Origin of the sequence: Acidocella sp. MX-AZ02 (assembly GCF_000306035.1) — a bacterium.
GTDB classification, from domain to species: Bacteria; Pseudomonadota; Alphaproteobacteria; order Acetobacterales; family Acetobacteraceae; genus Acidocella; species Acidocella facilis.
The window spans coordinates 251,701-271,688 of the sequence record NZ_JH976210.1; the positions used below are offsets into that span (position 1 = coordinate 251,701).

The following is a 19,988-nucleotide window of genomic DNA, read 5'->3' on the forward strand; positions in this document are numbered from 1 at the left end:
AGACGTGGGAGCTTTTTGAAAAAAGCCCCCACACCCCCAAAAACTTTTATCAATAAGGGCCTGTGGTCTCGCGCTTGGCGTGCCCTCTCAGCGCGCCGAGAAACTCATTCGCCCGCCCGGTCATCATCCCCATATCCGAAGCGATCGCGGCGTAATCATAGCCATAGCTCAGAAATTTTTGCACCATCTCCGGGTTCGGCCCGACAATGCCAATCGGCTTGCCGGCCTGCTTCGCCGCCCGCGCCGCCGCGGCGATTTTCGCCTGCACCGCCTCATGGCCGATCTGCCCCATATGCCCCATCGCCGCCGAGAGATCCCCCGGCCCCAGGAACAGCGCATCCACCCCCTTCACCGCCGCAATCTCAGGCGCCGCCGCCACCGCCTCCGGCGTTTCCAACTGCACGATCACGTAGGTTTGCGCATTGGCGTTGCGCAGATACGTCGCATCCGCCCCATACTGGCTGGCGCGATGCACGGCGGCCACACCGCGTATCCCCTCCGGCGCATAGCGCGCCGCCGCCACCGCCCGCTTCGCTTCCTCGGCATTCTGCACGAACGGCACCATGATGGTCTGCCCGCCCGCATCCAGAATCCGCTTGATCCAGACCAGATCATTCCAGGGCAGCCGCACCACCGGGGCCGCCTTGGTGTTACCGATGGCGCGCAAATGCTCGATCGCCTGCGGCGCATCCACCGGCACATGCTCCAGATCCAGCACCAGAAAATCGAACCCGGCATGGCCCAGCGCCTCGGCGGTGGCGGGGGTACCGCTCATCAGCCAGGTTCCCAACGGCACGCCGCGCGAAAGCGCCGCGCGAAACTGGTTTTCCATAGATCTCTCCTTCAGAAAATCGGCGGTTCCGGAATCTTCTCGGTTCCACTCAGAAAATCGAAATCACACCCCTCCGGCGCCTGGCTGACGCTGCGTTCATAAAGCCGGGCATAAGAACGCGCGAAGCGTTCCGGCGGCTTCACCCAGGCCGCGCGCCTTGCCGCAATCTCCGCCTCGTCCACCAGCATGTTCAGCGTCCCGGCTGGCACATCCAGCGCCACCATGTCGCCGGTTTTCAGCAGCGCCAGCGGCCCGCCAACAGCGGATTCCGGCGCCACATGCAGCACGCAGGTGCCGTAATGGGTGCCGCTCATCCGCCCGTCGCAGATGCGCACCATGTCCTTCACCCCTTGCTCCAGCAGCCGCTTGGGCATCGGCAGATTGCCCCATTCCGGCATCCCCGGCGCGCCGATCGGCCCGGCATTGCGCAGCACCAGCACGCTGTCCTTGGTGATCTCCACCGCCGGATCATCCAGCTTCGCCGCCATCTCGGCCGGGTTGTCGAACACCACGGCCGGGCCGGTATGCTGCAGAAGATGCGGGCTGGCCGCGGAACTTTTCATCACCGCCCCATCCGGGCAGAGATTGCCGCGCAGCACCGCCAGGCTGGAGCCTTTCGCAAGCGGCACCACGGCCTTGTCCAGATCGCGGATCACATCATCATCCCAGCAGCGGGCACCTGCGATATTTTCATCCAGCGTGCGCCCGTTCACAGTCATGCAGCCGGGGATGATCGCATCGCCCAGCTTGGCCAGCAGTGCCGGCAGCCCGCCGGCGAAGAAGAAATCCTCCATCAGATAACCACCCGATGGAAAGATGTTGGCGCAGACAGGGATTTTCGCCGCCACCGCGCCGAGGTCATCGAGCGTCAGCGCCACCCCGGCCCGCCTGGCCATGGCGATGGTATGGATCGCCGCATTGGTCGAGCCGCCCAGCGCCATGCAGGCGCTCACCCCGTTCATCACCGCATCCGCGGTGATGATCTGCGAGGGCCGCAAATCCTCGCGCACCATCTCCACCGCCCGCGCTCCGCATTCGGCCGCCATGCGGGTATGGCCGGAATCCGCGGCGGGGAGGGAGGAGGCGCCGGGCAGCGTCATGCCCATCGCCTCGGCGATGGCGGTCATCGTGCTCGCCGTGCCCATCGTGTTGCAGGTGCCGATCGAGCGGGTCATCTTCGATTCCAGCTCGATCCAGTCATCCTCGGTGATCTTGCCGACGCGCTTCTCGTCCCAGAAGGTCTTGGTATGGGTGCCGGCCCCGACACTCTGCCCCCGCCAGCGCCCGTTGGACATGAATCCGGCCGGGCAATAGATCGCCGGCAGATCCATCGAGATCGCCCCCATCAGCAGCCCCGGCGTGGTCTTGTCGCAGCCGCCCATCAGCACCGCGCCATCCACCGGCAGCGAGCGCAGCAGCTCCTCCACCTCCATCGCCAGCATGTTGCGGTAGAGCATGGTGGTCGGCTTCACCAGCACCTCGCCGAGCGAGAGGGCCGGCAGCTCCACCGGATAGCCTCCGGCCTGCCAGACGCCGCGCTTCACCGCCTCGGCGCGCTCACGCAGATGGATATGGCAGGGGCTCAGCTCGCTCCAGGTGTTGATGATGGCAATCACCGGCTTGCCTAAAAACTCCTCGCGGCGCAGCCCCATCTGCTGGCTGCGCTGGCGGTGCGCGAAGCCGCGTATGTCGGTGCCCTCATACCAGCGGGCGGATCGCAATTTTGTCTCGGTCATCCGCGCCCCCTCAATTCGCCGTCAGCCCGGCATCGACCAGGAAATTCGCCCCCGTGCAGCCGCCGGATTCGGCCGAGGCCAGAAACAGCGCCATGCGCGCCACATGCGTCGCATCCAGCCGGAATTTCAGCGCCTGCAGATCCTTGAATTGCTGGTCCAGCTCCGGGGTGAGCCAGAGCGCCTGCTGGCGCTCGGTCAAAATCGCGCCGGGGACGATGCAGTTCACCCGGATCCCCGCCGGCCCCAGCTCGCGCGCCAGGGTGCGGGTGAGGCCGTTGATCGCGGCTTTCGAGGAGGTATAGCCGGCCATGCCCGGCCGCCCGCGCATCCAGGAGACCGAGCCGGTCATGATCACCGCCCCCTGGCCACGCGCGCGCATATGCCGGGCGACGGCCTGGGTGGCGAAGAATTGATGGTCCAGATTGACCGCGAGCGCGTCCTTCCAATCCTGCGGCTCGTAGGACCAGAAATCCTGCCTTTTATCGCGCGCGGCGTTGTTGATCAGCACATCGATCGGCCCGCGCGTCGCCTCGATGCTGTCGATGCAATTCCGTAGCGCTGCGATATCAGTCAGATCGACGGCGTGGAAGGCGCTGCCGGCCTGGCTCTGGGCCAGCTTCGTACCGGCCGCCTCGTCAATATCGAGAAACGCCACCCGCGCCCCTTGGGCGGTGAAAGCCTCGACCATCGCGGCGCCGATGCCCGAAGCGCCGCCGGTGATCAGCACCCCCGCCCCGCGCAGGGAGCGGTATGTGACGTCTTCATAGGGGGAAGTCATATTGGCGTTATCCTCTATTCCACAAAATCGTAGCGCTACGATTCCGGGATTGTCAACCATTCGGCATGGTTGCCTGCCATCCGGTTTCCGATGATATGTGTTGCGTATGGCCTCACCGACAGACAAATCCGCCCCCCGCCTTCGCCGCAAGACCGACAGCGTCACCATGCAGGATGTGGCGCGGCTGGCGGGTTGCGCCACCTCCACCGTCTCGCTGTTCCTGCGCAAGCCGGATCTGGTGAAGGGCAAGACCGGCGCCAAGATCACCGCCGCCATCGAGCGGCTGGGCTATGTGCCGAACATGATGGCTGGGGGGCTGGCGGCGGCGGCGGCGACGCGGGTGGTCAGTTTGATCGTGCCCTCGCTGCGCAACGCCTTCTTCGCCGCCACCGCGGATGCGCTGCAGGCGGCGCTGGCGCAGGCCGGGGTGCAGCTGCTGCTCGGCCATAATGAATATGATCCGGCGCGGGAGGAGGCGCTGGTGCGCGCCTCGCTCGCCTGGTCGCCGGCGGCGTTGGTGCTCACCGGGCTGGAGCATAGCCGGGGCACCCGGCAGATGGCGCTCTCGCGCGGCACCCCGGTGATCGAGATGTGGGAGCTGGGCGCCAACCCGCTGGACATGCTGGTGGGGTTCGACCATCGCGCCGTGGGGGCGGCGGCGGCGCGGCATCTGCGCGCGGCCGGGTGCAAGAATGTCGCCTTCATCGGCGCCCGGCTGCAGGAGGACCGGCGCGCCGCCCAGCGCGGCAGCGGAGTCATCGCCGCCTTGCAGCAGGAGGGGGCGAGTGCCCGCCAGGCGATCGCCCCGCAGCCGGCCTCGGTGGCGGTGGGCGAGGCGTTGCTGGCGGAGCTGCTGGAGCGCGACCCGAAAATCGACGGGGTGGTCTGCTCGAATGACTGGATCGCGCTCGGCGTGCTGTTCGAGTGCCAGAAGCGCGGCATCGCGGTGCCGGAGCGGCTGAAGATCATCGGCTTCGGGGATTTGCCTTTTGCCGCGGCAACCTATCCGGCGCTCTCCACCATCCGTCCGCCGGGCGAGCGGATCGGCCAGGAGGTGGCGCGGCTCGCGCTGGCGGCGCTGAATGGCGAGACGGTGGCGCAGAAAACCGTGGATGTCGGGTTCGAGCTGGTGCGACGCGGCACCAGCTGAGAGGCGTTTGGGCCTACGGTTGGAACGCGGGGTTAGTGAGCGAGCAGCAGCGCGCCTTTGACGATGGTGGCGCCGGAACCGGCCAAAGCGAGAAACAACACGCCCTGGCGCGCCTGCCTGGCCGGGATGCGACGGTTCAGGATCTGCCCGAGCCCCAGCCCGGTGAGCAGCGCCACGCCCAGCAGCGGCACCGCCGCCAGCGGCAGATGCGGCAGGCCTTTCTCCGCCACCGAGGCCAGGTTGAGGGCCCCGAAATAGACCTGCATCGAGGCGACGAACTTCGCCTGGTCCCAGGCGGTGCCGACGGCGTAGAGCGTGATCGCCGGCCCGCCGACCCCGGCGGTGACATTCATGAAGCCGCTCAGCGCGCCTGCCGCCAGCGCCCCGGCCTTGCCCTTGAACAGCGCCACGTTCTTGAGCAGCAGCACGCTCAGCAGCGCCAGAAACACCAGCGTGCCGATGATGGTGAGCAGCCAGGCGGCGGGGATGAGCCGCGCCACCGGCGCGCCCAGCTGCACCGCGACCAAAGCCGCCGGCACCAGCAGCGCCAGCCGGCGCGGCTCCGCCGCCCGCCAGGTGCCGGCCAGTACTACGGCATTGAGCACCAGCGTCAGCAGGTTGGCCAGCAGCACCCCCTGGAACGGCCCCAGCACCAGAATCAGCAGCGGCGAGGCGACCAGCGCAAAACCCAGCCCGGTGACGCGCTGGGTGGTGGCGCCGAGGAAGGCGGAGAACGCGACAAGGGCAAGCTGGAGATGCGGCATGGAACCAGGCGGGTTAGAGGCTGCCGTCTCGTAGCGTTACGATTTTAGCCGGTCAATGTCGCGGTGCAGCATGGCTCCATGCGCTTTTTAGGTAGCTTTATGTAAGTGTTTCAAAAAATAATAGCGCTACGATTAATGCAGCATCGGCGCGGCCAGCCCGGCGATGATGATATTCACGCAAGCCGGCTTGTTGCTGGCAAAAGCCCGCGCCAGCGCCGGGGCGATCTCCTCTTCCCGTGTCACCAGCTCCCCATGCCCGCCCAAAGCCGCCACCGCCGCATCATAGCGCGTGCCCGGCAGCAAGTCGCAGCCATGGGCGCGCCCCGCCCCGTAATCGCGCGCCTGGATCTGATATTCCGCATTCCAGCGCGCATCATTGCCGATCACCGCGATGAAGGGCAGTTTGTGCCGCAGCGCGGTTTCGAACTCCGCCATGTGAAAGCCGAAGGTGCCATCGCCCATCACCGCCAGCACGGGCCGTTCCGGTGCGGCGGCCTTGGCGCCGAGGGCGAAGGGCAGGGCGCTGCCGATGGCCCCGGCGACGCCGTTGATGATCCGCGCCGGCACGTCGATCGCCGCCTGCGCCCATTGGCCGATCTCACCGCCATCGCAGATGAAAACCGGGTTGTCCAAGGTCCGCATGAAGGCGGCCAGCGCCTGGCACATCGAGAAACTATTCAGGCCGGTTGCGGGCGGCGGCGCGGCGCGGCGGGTGAGGGCGCTGTGCGCGCGCTCCACCCAGCCTGGCGCGCTTTGCGGCTTGATCCGCGCGAGCTGGCCCAGCACGGCCGGTATATCCGCGACCACGCCCAGACGCAGCCGCTCGCCCAGCGCCGCGCGGGCGCGGGCCAGCATCGCTTCGTCAGGGTCGATCACGATCCACTCCGCCGCGCCGAGATTGCCGAATTTCAAGGTGAAATCGACCAATTTTCCGAGCGAGACGATGCAGTCCGCGGCCGCCAGCAAAGCCTGCACCGCGCCCAAGGCGGGGTCGTTGACGCCGCGCGGGCTTTCCATCGGTAGGCAGATGAAGCCCTGCGCGCGCAGCTGCGCCGTCATCGCCTGCCCGGCCGGGGTGCAGAGGGCTGGGGGCAGCAGGAAAAGCGGCCGGCGGGCGCTGGCCAGCGCCGCGCGCAGCGCCGCCAGCGCGGTCTCGCTCAATCCGGTTGGCGTCGGCAGAGCGGGGACCTGCGGGGCGGTGGCGGCGGTGGCTTCCAGCACATCGCTGGGCAGGCTGAGATGCACCGGCCCCGGCCGGCCGGATTGGGCGATGGCGATGGCGCGGCCCACATCCTGCGCCAGCGCCTCAGCGGAGCCGACCATCCAGGAGGCCTTGCATAAAGGCGCGGCCAGCCCGGCCTGGTCCATTTCCTGGAACGCCCCGCGCCCCAGTTCACGCAGCGGCGCATGGCCGGAGAGCAGCAGCAGCGGCGTCTCGCTCTGCCGCGCGGTGTAGAGCGCGCCGATGGCGTTGGCATGGCCCGGCCCGCCGGTCACCATCGCCACCCCGATTTTGCCGGAAAGCCGCGCATAGCCCTCGGCCATATGCACCGCCGCGCCTTCATGGCGAACATGGTAGAGCGCGATATCGGTATCGCGCAGCGCGTCATAGATCGGCATGATATGATTGCCTGACAGCGAGACAATTTTTTCCACGCCCGCCAGCTGTAATGTTTTCACCAGCAGATCCGCGCCAGATTGGCCAGACTTCATCCCATCCCCCATTTTTCCTGCGATTTTGCCGCCCGCGGGTCGCGCGCTTGACAAAAGCGGCGCGGGCTCCGTATAGTCTTATATAAGATATAAAAATCGAACACAAATTTCGGGGGAAACAATGCGAATGTCGATGCTGGCATGGGTTGTTGCGGTCCTGGTGATTATCGGCCTGTATACGCTGGGCCCGGCCTTCGGCTTCAACGCGGCCTCACCCGCCATCCTGGGGATGCCGCCGCTTTATTTCTGGTTCGTCCTGGTGCCGCTGTTGAATCCGGTGATCCTGGGTGCGCTTTATCTGATCGACCGGGCGGAAAACCCTGGCGATGACGACGAACTTTCCAATTTGACGGAGTGAGCGCGATGTCCGATATGGTTTTCATCCTCGGTATCGTCGGGCTCGGCGTGCTGCTGGTCACCTGGGTTGGCATTCGCGGCGGGCGCCAGGCCTCCACCACCATGGAAGGCTGGCTGGTCAATGACCGGCAGATGGGCCCCTGGCTCACCTGGTTTCTGCTCGGCACGGAAATCTACACCGCCTTCACCTTCCTCGGCCTCGCCGGCTTTGCCTACAGCAAAGGTGGTGGCGTGTTCTATAATGTCGCCACCAACGATGTCGGCTACGCGCTGGGCTTCATGCTGCTGCCGGCGATCGGTCTGCTGGGGCGCAAATTCGGCTATGTCACGCAGTCCGACTTCATCGCCGGGCGCTACCAGAATGAGTGGCTGGGCATCATCGTCTCCTTCTGCGCCGCGATCATCATGATCGCCTATATCGATCTGAATATCGAGGGGCTGGGGGCGGTGCTCAGCGTGCTGACAAATCACCGGCTCAACATTCTCTCCGCCGACATTATCGGCTTCTCGGTGCTGTCGCTGGCGGTGTTCTTTGGCGGCATCAGGGGCAATGCCTGGCAGTCGGTGATCAAGGATCTGCTGATGTTCGGCGCCATCGCGGTGCTGTTCTTCACCATTCCCTACCGCTATTTTGGCGGCTTCGGCGATATGTTCAGCCAGATGATGCAGAAGATTCCATCGCATCTCACCATGCCGGGGCCGACGCATAAGCTGACCCTGTCCTGGTTCTGGACCACGGTGATCCTGACCGGCTTTGGTCAGTGGATGTGGCCGCAATGGTTCAATGTCGCCTTTTCCGCCAAGGGGCCGCGCACGCTGAAGCTGCAGGCGGTGTTCATGCCCTTCTACCAGCTGGTGAAAGTTGCCGTGATCACCATCGGCTTTGCCGCGGTGCTGATTTTCGCCACACAGAAGGTGGGCGGCAATGAGGTGGTGCTGCGCCTGGCCCAGCAGATCTTCCCGCCCTGGGCGCTGGCGATCTTTGCGCTGGCGGCGGTGCTTTCCGCCATCGTCCCGGCCGGACCGATCATCATGATGAGCTGCACCATGCTGGCGCGCAACGTCTATGCCAAGCTGGTGCCGCAGACGACCGACCGGCAGATGTTCAACATGACCCGCTGGCTGGTGTTCGTCGTCACCTTCGCGGCGTTGATTCTGGCGGTGGTGGCGCACTCGTTGATCGTCACGGTGCTGCTGGTGGCCTATGATTTCATCGCCCAGCTGGTGCCGGCGGTGATCATTGGTGGGCTGCTCTGGCGGCGCGCCACCGGGGCGGGGGTGGCGGCGGGATTGGTGGTCGGCTGGGGGTTGAGCTTGTATTTCCTGCTCTCCCACCATGATCCGGTGCTGGGCTATAATGCCGGCTTCGTCGCCTTGCTGGCCAATTGCGTCACCTTCTTCATCGTCAGCCTGACGACGCAGCCAGTGCCCTCCAGCTTTCTGGATGAGTTCTTCGGCGCGGCCTACCACCGGCGCCGGCGCCAGGTCATTGCCGCCCCGCGCGGCGCGCTGGCCCGGGATTTGCCGGATAGCCTGAAAAACCCTGTGTCTTAAATGAGGAGATTGATCATGGACTGGAGCGCGTAGGCGGCATGGCGCAGATTGTCATAACCGAATTCATGGATGACGAGGCGGTGCGCGCCTTGGCGGCGCGGGGGCAGGTGCTGTATCGCCCTGACCTGGTCGATCAGCCCGAGGCGCTGGCGGCGGCGTTGGAAGATTGCCAGGCGCTGATTGTGAGAAACCGCACCCAGGTGCGCGGCGCGCTGTTGGCGCAGGCGCCGAAGCTGGAGCTGGTCGGGCGGCTGGGCGTCGGGCTCGATAATATCGATCTTGAGGCCTGCAAGGCGCGCAAGATCGCGGTCTATCCGGCGACGGGGGCGAATGACGATGCCGTCGCCGAATATGTCGCCTGCGCCACGCTGAGCCTGTTGCGGCGCGGCTTTCTGCGCAGTGTCGAGGTGGCGGCCGGGCTGTGGCCGCGTGAGGCGATGATCGGCCGGGAGATTTCCGGCCGGCGCGCGGGCATGGTGGGGTTCGGCGGCACGGCGCGGCAGGCGGCGGCGCGGCTGGCGGCTTTGGGGATGCGCATCGCCGCTTACGATCCGTTATTGCCGGAGGGGCATGCGGCCTGGGGGACGGCGCAGCGCATGAGCCTGGAGGACTTGTTCGCAAGCTGTGACGTGGTGAGCTTGCATGTGCCGCTGACACCGCAGACGCGCCATATGATCGATGCCGGAAAACTCGCTTTGATGCAGAGCCATGCCGTGCTGATCAACGCGGCCCGGGGCGGGGTGGTGGATGAGGCGGCCCTGGTGGCGGCGTTGAAAGCCGGCGCGCTGGGCGGGGCGGCTCTGGATGTGTTCGAGCATGAGCCGCTGGATGGCCCCCATGGCGCCTTGTTCGCTGGCGTGCCGAATCTGATTCTAACACCGCATATTGCCGGGGTGACGATGGAATCAAATGTCCGCGTCTCCGGGAAGATTGCCGAGATTGTTCTCAACGCTTTGAAGATTGGTTGACGCATGTTGAAACTCTCCATCACCGAGGCCAAGCAGAAGGCCGAGGCCATGCTGGTGGCGAATGATACCGCACCGGAAAATGCGGGTTCTGTCGCCAATGCCTTGGTGCTGGCGGAGGCGGACGGGCTGGCCGGGCATGGGCTGATGCGTTTGCCGTTTTACGCGGCGCAGGCGAAATGCGGCAAGATCGACGGCCAGGCCCGCCCGGCGGTGAAGCAGCGCACCGGCAGCGGGGTGAGCCTCGATGCCGCGAACGGCTTTGCCTACCCGGCGATCGACATGGCGATCGACGAGTTACTGGCGCTCACCTTCCGTCAAGGCGTCGCGGCGGCCTCGATCACCCGTTCCAGCCATTGCGGGGCGATGGGGCTGGTGGTTGAGCGTTTGGCCAATCACGGGCTTGTGGCCTTGATGTTTGCCAATACCCCGGCGGCGATGGCGGTGTGGGGCGGGCGGCGGCCGTTGCTTGGCACCAACCCGATCGCCTGTGCCTTCCCGCGCCCGCGCGGCGCGCCGGTGGTGATCGATCTCTCCCTCTCCAAGGTCGCGCGCGGGCAGATCGTCGCGGCGAAGCAGAAGGGCACGAAAATTCCCAAAGATTGGGCGTTGGATGCGCAGGGGCAGGAAACCGAGGACCCGGCGGTGGCGCTGGCGGGCTCGATGCTGCCTTTGGGCGGGGCCAAGGGCGCGGCCTTGGCGCTGATGGTGGAGGCGCTGGCCGCCGGGCTGACCGGCAGCCATTATGCCTATGAGGCCAGCTCTTTTCTGGACGCGCAAGGCCCGCCGCCGGGCACCGGGCAGCTGCTGATCGCGCTGAACCCGATCAGCTTTGGCGGCAACATCTCACATATGGAGCGGCTTTTTGCCGAGGCGCTGACGGATGGGGTGCGCCTGCCGGGGGCACGCCGCAGCGAAAACCGCCGCCGTGCCGAGGCCGAGGGGCTGGTGGTGCAGGAGGGCTGGTTTGCGGCTTGATTCATAAATTCGTTTTATGAGTTTGGCAAAAATAATCTGTTATTCAATACAAGGAAGCTGACCTATCATCGCGTATTGAATCGGCTGCGCCCCTGGCGTGGCGGGCCTTCTTGTTGGGTAGGCCGTTGGGAGTGAGTGGTGTCGAAGCAAGAAACCATCGAGTATTCCGCGCCGGTTGGCGACAGCGTGGCGCAGACGACCTGCTATATGTGCGCCTGCCGCTGCGGCATCAAAGTGCATCTGAAGGACGGCAAGCTTCGTTATATTGAGGGCAATCGCGCGCATCCGGTCAATCGCGGCGTGCTCTGCGCCAAGGGCTCGGCGGGGATCATGAATGTGCTCTCCCCGGCGCGGCTGCGCAAACCGCTGAAGCGTGTAGGCGAGCGCGGGGCGGGCGAGTTCGAGGAGATCGAGTGGGAGGAAGCGCTGTCCATCATCACCGCGCGCCTCGCCAAAATCCGCGCCAATGATCCCAAGCAGTTCGCGTTCTTCACCGGGCGGGATCAGTCGCAATCCCTCACCGGCTATTTCGCGCAGATGTTTGGCACGCTGAATTTCGCGGCGCATGGCGGGTTCTGCACCGTCAACATGGCGGCGGCGGGGCTTTATTCCGTTGGCGGCGCGTTCTGGGAGTTTGGCGAGCCGGATTGGGAGCATGCGAAAATCTTCCTGCTGATCGGCGTCGCCGAGGACCATGATTCCAACCCGATCAAGCTGGGGCTTGGCAGGTTGAAGGAGCGGGGGGCGAAGATCGTCGCCATCAATCCGGTGCGCACCGGCTATGGGGCGATTGCGGATGAGTTCGTCGCCATCACGCCGGGCACGGATGGGCTGTTCGTGTTGGCCTTGGTGCATTGCCTGTTGGAAGAAGGGGCGATTGATACCGAGTTTCTCATCCGCCATACCAATGCGCATTATCTGGTGATCGATGCGCCGGGCACGGCGGAGGATGGGCTGTTCGCGCGTGATGAAAGCGGCGCGCCGCTCTGCCTGGACCGGGCCGATCATCAGATCAAACCAGCCTCGACGCTGGGGGCGGACCCGGCCTTGCTGGGCAGCGTGACATTGCCGGATGGGGCGCGCGGCGCGCCCCGCCTTCGCGCTGCTGGCGGCGCGCTATAGCGATGCCGCCTACGCGCCGGAGGCGGTGGCGGCGCGCTGCGGGGTGCCGGCTGCCACCATACGTAGGCTGGCGGCGGAGCTGGCGGAGATTGCCTTCAACCAGCCAGTGACGCTGAACGTGCCCTGGACGGATACATCCGGCCGCCGGCATGAAACGATGCTGGGGCGTCCGGTCGCGATCCATGCGATGCGCGGCATCTCCGCTCATTCCAACGGGTTTCAGACCTGCCGCGCCGTTCATATGCTGCAGATGCTGCTGGGCGCGGTCGATACGCCGGGCTCCTGGCGCTATAAATCGCCCTACCCGAAGCCGATTCCGGCGGGGCCGGCGCCGGGGGGCAAGGCGTTTTTGGAAAACGGCGCGCTGGCCGGGCTGCCTTTGGGATTCCCCGCCGGGCCGCAGGATTTTCTGGTGGATGACAATGGCGAGGCGCTGCGGCTGGACCGGGCGTTTTCCTGGGAGGCGCCGCTGGGCGTGCACGGGATGATGCATATGTCCATCGCCGAGGCGCATAAGCAGGATCGTTATCCGATCGACACGCTGATGGTCTATATGGCCAATGTCGCCTGGAATTCGGCGATGAATCCGGGTGAGGCGATGCGCATGCTCACCGACAAGAACGCCGATGGCAGCTACAGGATTCCATTTTTCATCCTGGCCGATGCGTTCTTCTCCGAAACCGTGCCCTATGCGGACATCGTATTGCCGGACACGACCTATCTTGAGCGCTATGACTGCATCTCGCTGCTGGACCGGCCGATTGGCTCGGCGCATGGGCCGGCGGATGCGATCCGGATTCCAGTGCTCAAGCCCGACCGCGATGTGCGCCCCTTCCAGGATGTGCTGATCGACATTGCAGGACGGCTGAAATTGCCGAATTTCGCTGATGAAGGCGGCGCGCCGCTTTATGCATCGTACGCTGACTACATGGTGAGGCATCAGCGCAAGCCCGGTATCGGCCCGCTGGCCGGATTCCGCGGCGCGGATGGGCAGGCCATCGGCAAGGGCGAGGTGAATGGCGACCAGCTCAAGCGCTATATCGAGAATGGCAGCTTCTGGCGGCATCATTTGCCCGATGAGCAGCTTTACTTCAAACATTCCAACCAGGCCTATCTCAGCACCGCCAAGGCGATGGGGCTGATCGACAAGGACGAACAGATCACGCTGCATCTCTACTGCGAAATCCTGCAGACATTCCGTCTGGCCGCACAGGGGCACGGGGCGCATCAGCCCCCTGAGCGGCTGCGCGCCCGGCTGGAGGCGGTGATGGACCCGTTGCCGATCTGGTATGAGCCGATTGAGGCGACGATGGTGAACCGGCAAGAGTACCCGCTGCACGCGCTCACCCAGCGGCCGATGGCGATGTACCATTCCTGGGGTTCGCAAAATGCCTGGCTGCGGCAGATCATGTCTGAAAACCGGCTCTATATGAACCGGGAGACCGCCGGGGCGCTGGGGATCGCGGATGAGGACTGGGTGGTGGTGGAAAGCCGCAACGGCGCGCTCACCTGCCAGGCGCGGCTGATGGAGGGGCTGAACCCGAACTCTGTGTGGACCTGGAATGCGATCGGCAAGCGCTCCGGCGCCTGGACGCTGGATCAGAAAGCCCCTGAATCCGAGAGGGGATTTCTGCTCAACCATCTGATTTCGGAATATCTGCCGGCGGACGAAAGCGGGCATCGCGCCTCCAACTCGGACCCGGTCACCGGCCAGGCAGCTTGGTTCGATCTCACCGTGCGGGTGCGCAAGGCCAGCGCCGCCGAGGCAGGGCAGACCGCGCCGCATCCCGGCACAGTGCACGCCCCTTTTGCCGTACATAACCCCGAAAATCTGCGCTACGGCGCCAAGATGGAGGCCGCCGAATGACCAGCCTACCCACCCCGGATCCGGCGGCAAAGAAGCTCGGCCTGGTGATCGATCTGGATACTTGTGTCGGCTGCCATGCCTGCGCGGTGAATTGCAAGGAATGGAATACCGGCGGCCATGCCGCGCCGCTGCCCGATTACGACCCCTACGGCAAGGAGCCTGATGGCGTCTGGTTCAATCGCATCCATTCCTACGAGGCGGGGTGTGGCGAGGCCAGCCGCACGGTGAATTTTCCGCGCTCCTGCCTGCATTGTGAAAATCCGCAATGCGTCACCGTCTGCCCCACCGGCGCCTCCTATAAGCGGGTGGAAGACGGCATCGTGCTGGTGGATATGGATAAATGCATCGGCTGCAAGCTGTGCTCCTGGGCCTGCCCCTACGGGGCGCGGGAATTCGATGAGCTGGCCGGGGTGATGAAAAAATGCACGCTCTGCATCGACCGCATCTATAACGAGACCTTGCCCGCGGAAGAGCGCGAGCCGGCCTGTGTCGCCACCTGCCCCTCGCGGGCCCGGCATTTTGGCGATTTCAATGACCCGGAGAGCAAGGTTTCCAAGCTGGTGGCGCAGCGCGGCGGCGTCGAGCTGATGCCGGAGCTGGGCTATAAGCCGGTGAACAGATATCTGCCGCCGCGCCAGGCGCAGATCCAAACCGCGCCGCGCGAGCGCGCCGCCGAGGGCGGCAACAAGCTGTTGCGACTGCTGGACAAGGTGCTCTCCCGATGAAGCCTGCCGCTTCGGTTCTGCTGCTCACCACCTTGACCGGCTTTGGCTATGGGCTGCTGGCCTGGCTCGCGGTATTCGCGCTGCTCGGGCTGCTGCCGGGCTCGCGCTGGTTCATGCCGGTGGGAGTGGTGGTGGCGCTCGGCTTCGCGGCGTCGGGGCTCATCGCCTCCATGCTGCATCTCGGGCGGCCGGAGCGGGCCTGGCGGGCTTTCAGCCAATGGCGCTCCTCCTGGCTGTCGCGCGAGGGGGTGGCGTCGCTGGTCACCTTTCCGCCGGCTCTTGGCTTTGCGGTTTTGTGGTGGGTGATGGGGCCGGGGCCGGTGACGGTGATCATCGGCCTAATCGCCGGGGCGCTGGGGCTGGTCACGGTCTATTGCACGGCGATGATCTATGCCAGCCTGAAGCCGATCCGGCAGTGGAACAACAAGCATACCGCGCCGAACTATATGCTGCTGGCCTTGTTCTCCGGCGCCATGCTGATGGCGCTGCTGCTGGCCTGCTGGACTGGGCAGGCCGGGTTGGCCGGGCTGCTGGTGCTGCTGGCCGGGCTGCTCGCGGCGGCGGCCAAGCTGGCCTATTGGCGCTTCATCGACACCCAGAAACCGCTGGCCACGCTGGCCAGCGCCACCGGGCTGACCCGATATGGCGAGGTGCGGCCGCTGGATGCGCCGCATTTCACCGAAAACTACGTGCTGCGTGAGATGGGCTATCAGATCGCCCGCAAACATGCCGCCAAGCTGCGCCGCATCACCCTTGCCACCGCCTTCCTGCTGCCTTCCTTGCTGGCGCTGCTGGCCGGGCTGGGGCTGGTGCCGGCGCCGCTCATCATCCTCGCCACGCTGCTGACGGCCATGGGGCTGTTCATAGAGCGCTGGCTGTTCTTTGCCGAAGCCACCCATGTCGCAACCCTCTATTACGGACGTTAAGACCGCGCATTTTCCCAGGCTGGACGCTGCCTGGCAGCGTGTGCGGCTGCTGGTGCGGGTGGATGAATTATGGCTGGCGGGGTTCGCGGCGCTGGTCGGCGGGCTAGCCGGGGCCGGGGTGGCGGCGATGAACGGCGTCACCCATGCGCTGCATCGCCTGCTGTTCAACCTGCCGGCGGGGCAGGGGCTGTCCGATGCGCCCTATGTGGAGACGGCGCGGCTGCTGGCGGTACCGGTGCTCGGCGGGCTGGTGCTGGGGCTTGGCGCCTGGCTGGTGGCGAAATTCCGCCCGAAAGGCATCATCGATCCGGTCGAGGCGAACGCGCTTTATGGCGGGCGGATGTCGCTGCGCGATAGCGTCATCGTCGCGGTGCAGACGGTCTGGTCCAACGGTATTGGCGGCTCGGTGGGGCTGGAGGCGGGCTATGCGCAGCTGGGCGCTGGCCTTGCCTCATGGGGCGGGGCGAAGCTGCGGCTGCGGCGCTCGGATTTGCGGCTGCTGGTGGGGTGCGGGGCGGCGGCGGCGATCGGCGGGGCCTTCAGCGCGCCGCTTTGCGGGGTGTTTTACGGGGTGGAGCTGATCCTGGCGAATTATTCGCTGGCAACACTGCCGTTCATCATCATCGCGGCGCTGGCCGGCACGCTGGTAACTGGGCAGCTGCATGCCGGCTCAGCCCCGCTGAATGTGGCGCTGCCGCAAATGCTGCCGCTTTCCGCCTACCCGATGGCGATCCTGGTCGGGATTTCCGCCGGGATGGTGGCGATTGCGATCATGCGCGGGGTGACGGCGATCGAGGCCGGGTTCCGGCGCTCGAAAATGCCGGTCTGGCTGCGCCCGGTGGTGGGCGGGCTGCTGCTCGGGCCGCTGGGCATGGTCTCGCCGGCGACGCTGAGTTCCGGCCATGCGGCGCTGCATGCGCAGATCGGGCTGTCGTTGCCATTGCTGACGGCGCTGGTGCTGTTTCTGGGCAAGGCGGTGGCGTCCTCGATTTCCATCGGCGCCGGGTTTCGCGGCGGCTTGTTCTTCGCCTCGCTGTTTCTGGGTTCGCTGTTCGGGAAGTTGTTTGCCGATGTGGCGCTGGTGGTGCCCGGGCTGGCGGCGATGCCGGTGGGGTTCTACGCGGTGGTGGGGATGAGCGCGATGGCGGTGGCCATCGTCGGCGGGCCGATGACGATGACCTTCCTGGCGCTGGAGAGCACCGGGCAGTTTTCCATCACCATCTGCGTGCTGGCGGCGGCGATCGCGGCCTCGATCACGGTCAAGCGTGTGTTCGGCTATTCCTTCTCCACCTGGCGGTTCCATCTGCGCGGCACGCCGATCCGCAGCGGCGCGGATATTGGCTGGATCGCCAGCCTCACGGTGGGCCGGCTGATGCGCAGCGGCGATGTGCGGATGGTGCATGAGGCGGAGCCGGAGGTGCTGCGCCGGGAGGCCGCCCCCGGCGAGGTGAAGCGGCTGGTGGTGCTGGATGCGCAGGGCAAATATAGCGGCATCGTGCTGCCGGCGGAGCTGCATGCGGCCAATCTGGACGGGGCGGGGCTGGAGGGGTTTCTGCATCACCGCGATGCGTATCTGCTGCCGGGGATGAGCGTGAAGGAGGCGCTGGCGCTGTTTGAGCGCGCGGAGGCCGATGCGCTGGTGGTGCTGGAGAATGCGGCGAGCCGCAAGGTCATCGGCGTGCTTTCGGAGCAATATGCGCTGCGCCGCTATAGCGAGGAGCTGGAACGGCGCCGGAAAGAGCTGGCCGGGGTTTAGCAAAAATTATCGGCGTCGGCCTCAGGTGATCTCCGCCGCGTAACGGTAGGCGCTGGTTTTGCAGCGGCTGACGCGCAGCTCCACCTTCTTGCCGTTGAGGTCCGAGGCGATGCGGGTGATTTCCAGCAGCGGCGTGCCCTCCGGCACCTGCAGATGCGCCGCATCCTGCGCGTCGGCCGCCACCGCCGCCAATGTTTCGTCCGCGCGGGTGATGGTGATGCCGAAATGCTGCTGGTAGATCACATACATTTCCTCCGGCATTTCCTGGTTCAGGATCACCGAGAGCCCCGGCATCAATGCCGCCGGCACCATGATGGTTTCGAAAATCGCCGCATCCTCCTCGAAGGAGCGCACACGGGTGATGCTGTGCAGGGCGGCGCCGGGTTTCAGCCCCAGCGCCTGCGCCTGGGCGCGCGTCGCCTTGGCGCTCTTCTGCGCGAAGGCGCGGCTGGCCGGGGTGAGGCGGGTGCCGTCGAGATCGACGATGCGGAAGAACTGGAATAAGGCCTGCTGGGCGGTGTGCCGGGCCACATAGGTGCCGTGGCCCTGGCGGCGGACGATCAGTTTGTTCGCTTCTAGCGCCATCAGCGCCTTGCGCACCGTGCCCTGGCTGACCTTGAATTCGGCGGCGAGCTGGAACTCGTTGGGCAGCAGCGCGCCGGGCTGCCATTGGCCGGAGCCGATGCGCTCGGTCATCAGCGCGTAGACCTGCGCGTAGAGCGGCTGGAAGGAGGTGCTTTGTTCGGCCTTCGCCGGGAGTGTCGCCATGGGGTCCGTCAAGATGAGGTCAGAGGCGCAGAATAAAGCTATATGTATAAAGATACAATTATTCCGGCGGCGCAGGGCCGGTGCGCGCTGGCGGCGTCACGCCAAAGGCTTGACAGGCTGAGTCTTGTATAAGATAGAAGAATTACCAAAAAAGAGGAAACAGGCTGATGAGCATACCGCAGTTACTGGTTCACAATCCGGAGGATAATGTCGGCGTTGTGGTAGTGGAGGATCTGAAGGCCGGCACGGATATGCTGTGCGTGGTGACGCTGGATAATTCCTCCTTTCGTCTGACCGCGATCGACGATGTGCCGATCGGGCACAAGGTGGCGCTGAAGGATCTCAGCGCCGGCGATACCGCGATCAAATATGGCGAGGATATCGGCAAGATGATCGGCCCGGCCAAAAAGGGCGGGCATGTGCATACGCAGAATCTGAAGACCAAGCGCTGGTAAGGAATATTGTGATGAGCGAAATGAAACTGACCGGCTGGCGCCGTGAGAATGGCCGCGTGGGCGTGCGCAACCATGTCGTGATCCTGCCGCTGGATGATCTCTCCAACGCCGTCTGCGAAGCGGTGGCGAACAATATCAAAGGCACGCTGGCGATCCCGCATGCCTATGGGCGTTTGCAGTTTGGCGAGGATCTGGCGGTGCATTTTCGCACGCTGATCGGCACCGGGAGCAACCCGAATGTCGCCGCGGTGATCGTCGTCGGCATCGAGCCGTCCTGGACCAAGGTGGTGGTCGACGGCATCGCCAAGACCGGCAAGCCGGTGGAAGGCTACTGGATCGAGCAGCATGGCGATATCAACACCATCGCCGCCGTCTCCCGCAAGGCCAAGGAGTTCGTGCAATGGGCCTCGGAATTGCAGCGCGAGCCGGTGGAGGTGAAGGATCTCTGGGTCTCCACCAAATGCGGTGAGAGCGACACCACCACCGGCCTGGCTTCCTGCCCGACCGTCGGCAATATGTATGACAAGCTGATCCCGCAAGGGATTTACGGCGTGTTCGGCGAAACCTCCGAGATCACCGGGGCGGAGCATCTGGCGCGCAAGCGGGCCATCTCCCCGGAGATCGAGGAAAAATGGTACAAGATGTGGAAAGCCTACCAGGAGGAGGTGATCGAGGCGCACAAGACCGACGACCTCTCTGACAGCCAGCCGACCAAGGGCAATATTCTCGGTGGCCTCACCACCATCGAGGAAAAGGCGCTCGGCAATCTGGAAAAGATCGGCCATGAGTGCAAGTTCATCGACGCGCTGCAGCCGGCGGAAGCACCGGCGAAAGGCCCGGGGCTGTATTATATGGATACCTCCTCGGCGGCGGCGGAATGCATCACGCTGATGGCGGCGGGTGGTTACGTGATCCATACCTTCCCGACCGGGCAGGGCAATGTCATCGGCAATCCCATCGTGCCTGTCATCAAGATTACCGGCAACCCGCGCACGGTGCGCACCATGTCCGAGCATGTGGATCTCGACGTGTCGGGGATTCTGCGCCGGGAGATGACCATCGACCAGGCGGGCGATGCGCTGATCGGGATGATCGGGCGGGTGGCGAATGGGCGGCTGACGGCGGCCGAGGCGCTGGGCCATCGTGAGTTCGTGATGACCAAGCTCTACCGCTCCGCGTAAGGTCGCGCATGCGGTGCAGGCGGCGGGGGGCCTCCAGCTCCCGCCGCCTTTTTCATGTCCGGTGAAAAAATTGACGCGGCGGGCGAATATGGTAATTGATGCATATGCATCATACCGACGAGCTGATCCTCGACCCGATCTGCGCCTGCACCGCTTTGCGCAAGGCCTCGCGCGCCGTCACCCGGCTTTATGACGAGGCGCTGGCGGGGAGCTTCATGTCCATCGTGCAGTTTTCCGTGCTGCGCCACATCGCCCGCGAGGGGCAGCCGGAGCTGATGCGGCTGGCGGAAAAGCTGGTGATGGACCGCACCACGCTGTACCGCGCGCTGAAACCGCTGGAGCAGCGCGGCTGGGTGGCGCT

19 protein-coding genes are annotated in these 19,988 nt (G+C 65.3%); 13 read left to right on the plus strand and 6 right to left on the minus strand.

Annotated features, from left to right (window positions below; translation table 11 throughout):
* Positions 1–49: 49 nt before the first annotated feature.
* The 3 genes from MXAZACID_RS15780 to MXAZACID_RS15790 are packed head-to-tail and all read right to left on the minus strand — an operon-like array spanning position 50 to position 3,346.
* A complete protein-coding gene (locus MXAZACID_RS15780; RefSeq protein WP_008495503.1) occupies positions 50–832 on the minus strand; it encodes an HpcH/HpaI aldolase/citrate lyase family protein in 783 nt (260 codons plus the stop codon).
* Positions 833–843: 11 nt separating this feature from the next.
* The gene (araD, locus tag MXAZACID_RS15785) at positions 844–2,568 is read right to left on the minus strand and encodes an L-arabinonate dehydratase (protein WP_008495504.1); all 1,725 of its coding nucleotides are present in this window, start codon (positions 2,566–2,568) and stop codon (positions 844–846) included.
* A gap of 10 nt (positions 2,569–2,578) precedes the next feature.
* Entirely contained in the window at positions 2,579–3,346 is a 768-nt protein-coding gene (locus tag MXAZACID_RS15790) for an SDR family NAD(P)-dependent oxidoreductase (protein WP_008495505.1), read from the minus strand.
* Positions 3,347–3,452: 106 nt separating this feature from the next.
* Here MXAZACID_RS15790 and MXAZACID_RS15795 point away from each other — a divergent pair, with 106 nt between their 5' ends.
* Complete coding sequence (locus MXAZACID_RS15795) at positions 3,453–4,496, plus strand: LacI family DNA-binding transcriptional regulator (protein ID WP_008495506.1); 1,044 nt, start codon at positions 3,453–3,455, stop codon at positions 4,494–4,496.
* 32 nt (positions 4,497–4,528) lie between these two features.
* On the opposite strand, the gene MXAZACID_RS15800 is transcribed toward MXAZACID_RS15795, so the two are convergent.
* Positions 4,529–5,260: a TSUP family transporter gene (locus tag MXAZACID_RS15800; RefSeq protein WP_008495507.1), complete on the minus strand. Its 732-nt coding sequence runs from the start codon at positions 5,258–5,260 to the stop codon at positions 4,529–4,531.
* A 132-nt stretch (positions 5,261–5,392) separates the two neighbouring features.
* A complete protein-coding gene (locus MXAZACID_RS15805; RefSeq protein ID WP_008495508.1) occupies positions 5,393–6,973 on the minus strand; it encodes a thiamine pyrophosphate-binding protein in 1,581 nt (526 codons plus the stop codon).
* A 133-nt stretch (positions 6,974–7,106) separates the two neighbouring features.
* On the opposite strand from MXAZACID_RS15805, the gene MXAZACID_RS15810 reads away from it, so the two are divergent.
* The 9 genes from MXAZACID_RS15810 to MXAZACID_RS15845 all read left to right on the plus strand — a co-directional run bounded on the left by MXAZACID_RS15810 (position 7,107) and on the right by MXAZACID_RS15845 (position 17,223).
* Complete coding sequence (locus MXAZACID_RS15810) at positions 7,107–7,331, plus strand: hypothetical protein (RefSeq protein ID WP_205619835.1); 225 nt, start codon at positions 7,107–7,109, stop codon at positions 7,329–7,331.
* Between the two features lie 5 nt (positions 7,332–7,336).
* Positions 7,337–8,884 carry a sodium:solute symporter gene (locus MXAZACID_RS15815; RefSeq protein WP_008495510.1) on the plus strand — a complete coding sequence of 516 codons (1,548 nt, stop codon included), beginning with the start codon at positions 7,337–7,339 and terminating at the stop codon, positions 8,882–8,884.
* 38 nt (positions 8,885–8,922) lie between these two features.
* Complete coding sequence (locus MXAZACID_RS15820) at positions 8,923–9,852, plus strand: hydroxyacid dehydrogenase (RefSeq protein ID WP_008495511.1); 930 nt, start codon at positions 8,923–8,925, stop codon at positions 9,850–9,852.
* Between the two features lie 3 nt (positions 9,853–9,855).
* Entirely contained in the window at positions 9,856–10,827 is a 972-nt protein-coding gene (locus MXAZACID_RS15825) for an Ldh family oxidoreductase (protein ID WP_008495512.1), read from the plus strand.
* 138 nt (positions 10,828–10,965) lie between these two features.
* Complete coding sequence (locus MXAZACID_RS20235; RefSeq protein WP_240376708.1) at positions 10,966–11,949, plus strand: molybdopterin-dependent oxidoreductase; 984 nt, start codon at positions 10,966–10,968, stop codon at positions 11,947–11,949.
* Positions 11,900–13,816, plus strand: coding sequence for a molybdopterin oxidoreductase family protein (locus MXAZACID_RS15830; RefSeq protein WP_240376710.1), 1,917 nt, complete (start codon positions 11,900–11,902; stop codon positions 13,814–13,816). Before MXAZACID_RS20235 ends, MXAZACID_RS15830 begins: the two co-directional genes overlap by 50 nt.
* Positions 13,813–14,541 carry a 4Fe-4S dicluster domain-containing protein gene (locus MXAZACID_RS15835; protein ID WP_008495513.1) on the plus strand — a complete coding sequence of 243 codons (729 nt, stop codon included), beginning with the start codon at positions 13,813–13,815 and terminating at the stop codon, positions 14,539–14,541. Before MXAZACID_RS15830 ends, MXAZACID_RS15835 begins: the two co-directional genes overlap by 4 nt.
* Positions 14,538–15,467, plus strand: coding sequence for a DmsC/YnfH family molybdoenzyme membrane anchor subunit (locus tag MXAZACID_RS15840; protein WP_008495514.1), 930 nt, complete (start codon positions 14,538–14,540; stop codon positions 15,465–15,467). Before MXAZACID_RS15835 ends, MXAZACID_RS15840 begins: the two co-directional genes overlap by 4 nt.
* Positions 15,439–17,223: a chloride channel protein gene (locus MXAZACID_RS15845; protein WP_039885578.1), complete on the plus strand. Its 1,785-nt coding sequence runs from the start codon at positions 15,439–15,441 to the stop codon at positions 17,221–17,223. The genes MXAZACID_RS15840 and MXAZACID_RS15845 overlap by 29 nt, the downstream gene beginning before the upstream one ends.
* 21 nt (positions 17,224–17,244) lie before the next feature.
* On the opposite strand, the gene MXAZACID_RS15850 is transcribed toward MXAZACID_RS15845, so the two are convergent.
* The gene (locus MXAZACID_RS15850; protein WP_008495516.1) at positions 17,245–17,991 is read right to left on the minus strand and encodes a GntR family transcriptional regulator; all 747 of its coding nucleotides are present in this window, start codon (positions 17,989–17,991) and stop codon (positions 17,245–17,247) included.
* Between the two features lie 167 nt (positions 17,992–18,158).
* Between MXAZACID_RS15850 and MXAZACID_RS15855 the strand changes: the two genes are divergently transcribed.
* From MXAZACID_RS15855 to MXAZACID_RS15865, 3 genes are all read left to right on the plus strand, one after another.
* Entirely contained in the window at positions 18,159–18,446 is a 288-nt protein-coding gene (locus MXAZACID_RS15855) for a UxaA family hydrolase (RefSeq protein ID WP_008495517.1), read from the plus strand.
* Positions 18,447–18,457: 11 nt separating this feature from the next.
* On the plus strand, positions 18,458–19,627 hold the full coding sequence (locus MXAZACID_RS15860) for a UxaA family hydrolase (RefSeq protein ID WP_008495518.1): 1,170 nt from the start codon (positions 18,458–18,460) through the stop codon (positions 19,625–19,627).
* A 104-nt stretch (positions 19,628–19,731) separates the two neighbouring features.
* The coding region (locus tag MXAZACID_RS15865) for a MarR family winged helix-turn-helix transcriptional regulator (protein WP_205619836.1) at positions 19,732–19,988 on the plus strand (257 nt) is incomplete at its 3' end.

What these genes read in the sequence shown, in the direction of transcription:
- MXAZACID_RS15780 (WP_008495503.1), bottom strand. Translation starts at nt 832, where the DNA reads ATGGAAAACCAGTTTCGCGCGGCGCTTTCGCGCGGCGTGCCGTTGGGA.
- araD (WP_008495504.1), bottom strand. Translation starts at nt 2,568, where the DNA reads ATGACCGAGACAAAATTGCGATCCGCCCGCTGGTATGAGGGCACCGAC.
- MXAZACID_RS15790 (WP_008495505.1), bottom strand. Translation starts at nt 3,346, where the DNA reads ATGACTTCCCCCTATGAAGACGTCACATACCGCTCCCTGCGCGGGGCG.
- MXAZACID_RS15795 (WP_008495506.1), top strand. Translation starts at nt 3,453, where the DNA reads ATGGCCTCACCGACAGACAAATCCGCCCCCCGCCTTCGCCGCAAGACC.
- MXAZACID_RS15800 (WP_008495507.1), bottom strand. Translation starts at nt 5,260, where the DNA reads ATGCCGCATCTCCAGCTTGCCCTTGTCGCGTTCTCCGCCTTCCTCGGC.
- MXAZACID_RS15805 (WP_008495508.1), bottom strand. Translation starts at nt 6,973, where the DNA reads ATGAAGTCTGGCCAATCTGGCGCGGATCTGCTGGTGAAAACATTACAG.
- MXAZACID_RS15810 (WP_205619835.1), top strand. Translation starts at nt 7,107, where the DNA reads ATGCTGGCATGGGTTGTTGCGGTCCTGGTGATTATCGGCCTGTATACG.
- MXAZACID_RS15815 (WP_008495510.1), top strand. Translation starts at nt 7,337, where the DNA reads ATGTCCGATATGGTTTTCATCCTCGGTATCGTCGGGCTCGGCGTGCTG.
- MXAZACID_RS15820 (WP_008495511.1), top strand. Translation starts at nt 8,923, where the DNA reads ATGGCGCAGATTGTCATAACCGAATTCATGGATGACGAGGCGGTGCGC.
- MXAZACID_RS15825 (WP_008495512.1), top strand. Translation starts at nt 9,856, where the DNA reads ATGTTGAAACTCTCCATCACCGAGGCCAAGCAGAAGGCCGAGGCCATG.
- MXAZACID_RS15830 (WP_240376710.1), top strand. Translation starts at nt 11,900, where the DNA reads ATGGGGCGCGCGGCGCGCCCCGCCTTCGCGCTGCTGGCGGCGCGCTAT.
- MXAZACID_RS15835 (WP_008495513.1), top strand. Translation starts at nt 13,813, where the DNA reads ATGACCAGCCTACCCACCCCGGATCCGGCGGCAAAGAAGCTCGGCCTG.
- MXAZACID_RS15840 (WP_008495514.1), top strand. Translation starts at nt 14,538, where the DNA reads ATGAAGCCTGCCGCTTCGGTTCTGCTGCTCACCACCTTGACCGGCTTT.
- MXAZACID_RS15845 (WP_039885578.1), top strand. Translation starts at nt 15,439, where the DNA reads ATGTCGCAACCCTCTATTACGGACGTTAAGACCGCGCATTTTCCCAGG.
- MXAZACID_RS15850 (WP_008495516.1), bottom strand. Translation starts at nt 17,991, where the DNA reads ATGGCGACACTCCCGGCGAAGGCCGAACAAAGCACCTCCTTCCAGCCG.
- MXAZACID_RS15855 (WP_008495517.1), top strand. Translation starts at nt 18,159, where the DNA reads ATGAGCATACCGCAGTTACTGGTTCACAATCCGGAGGATAATGTCGGC.
- MXAZACID_RS15860 (WP_008495518.1), top strand. Translation starts at nt 18,458, where the DNA reads ATGAGCGAAATGAAACTGACCGGCTGGCGCCGTGAGAATGGCCGCGTG.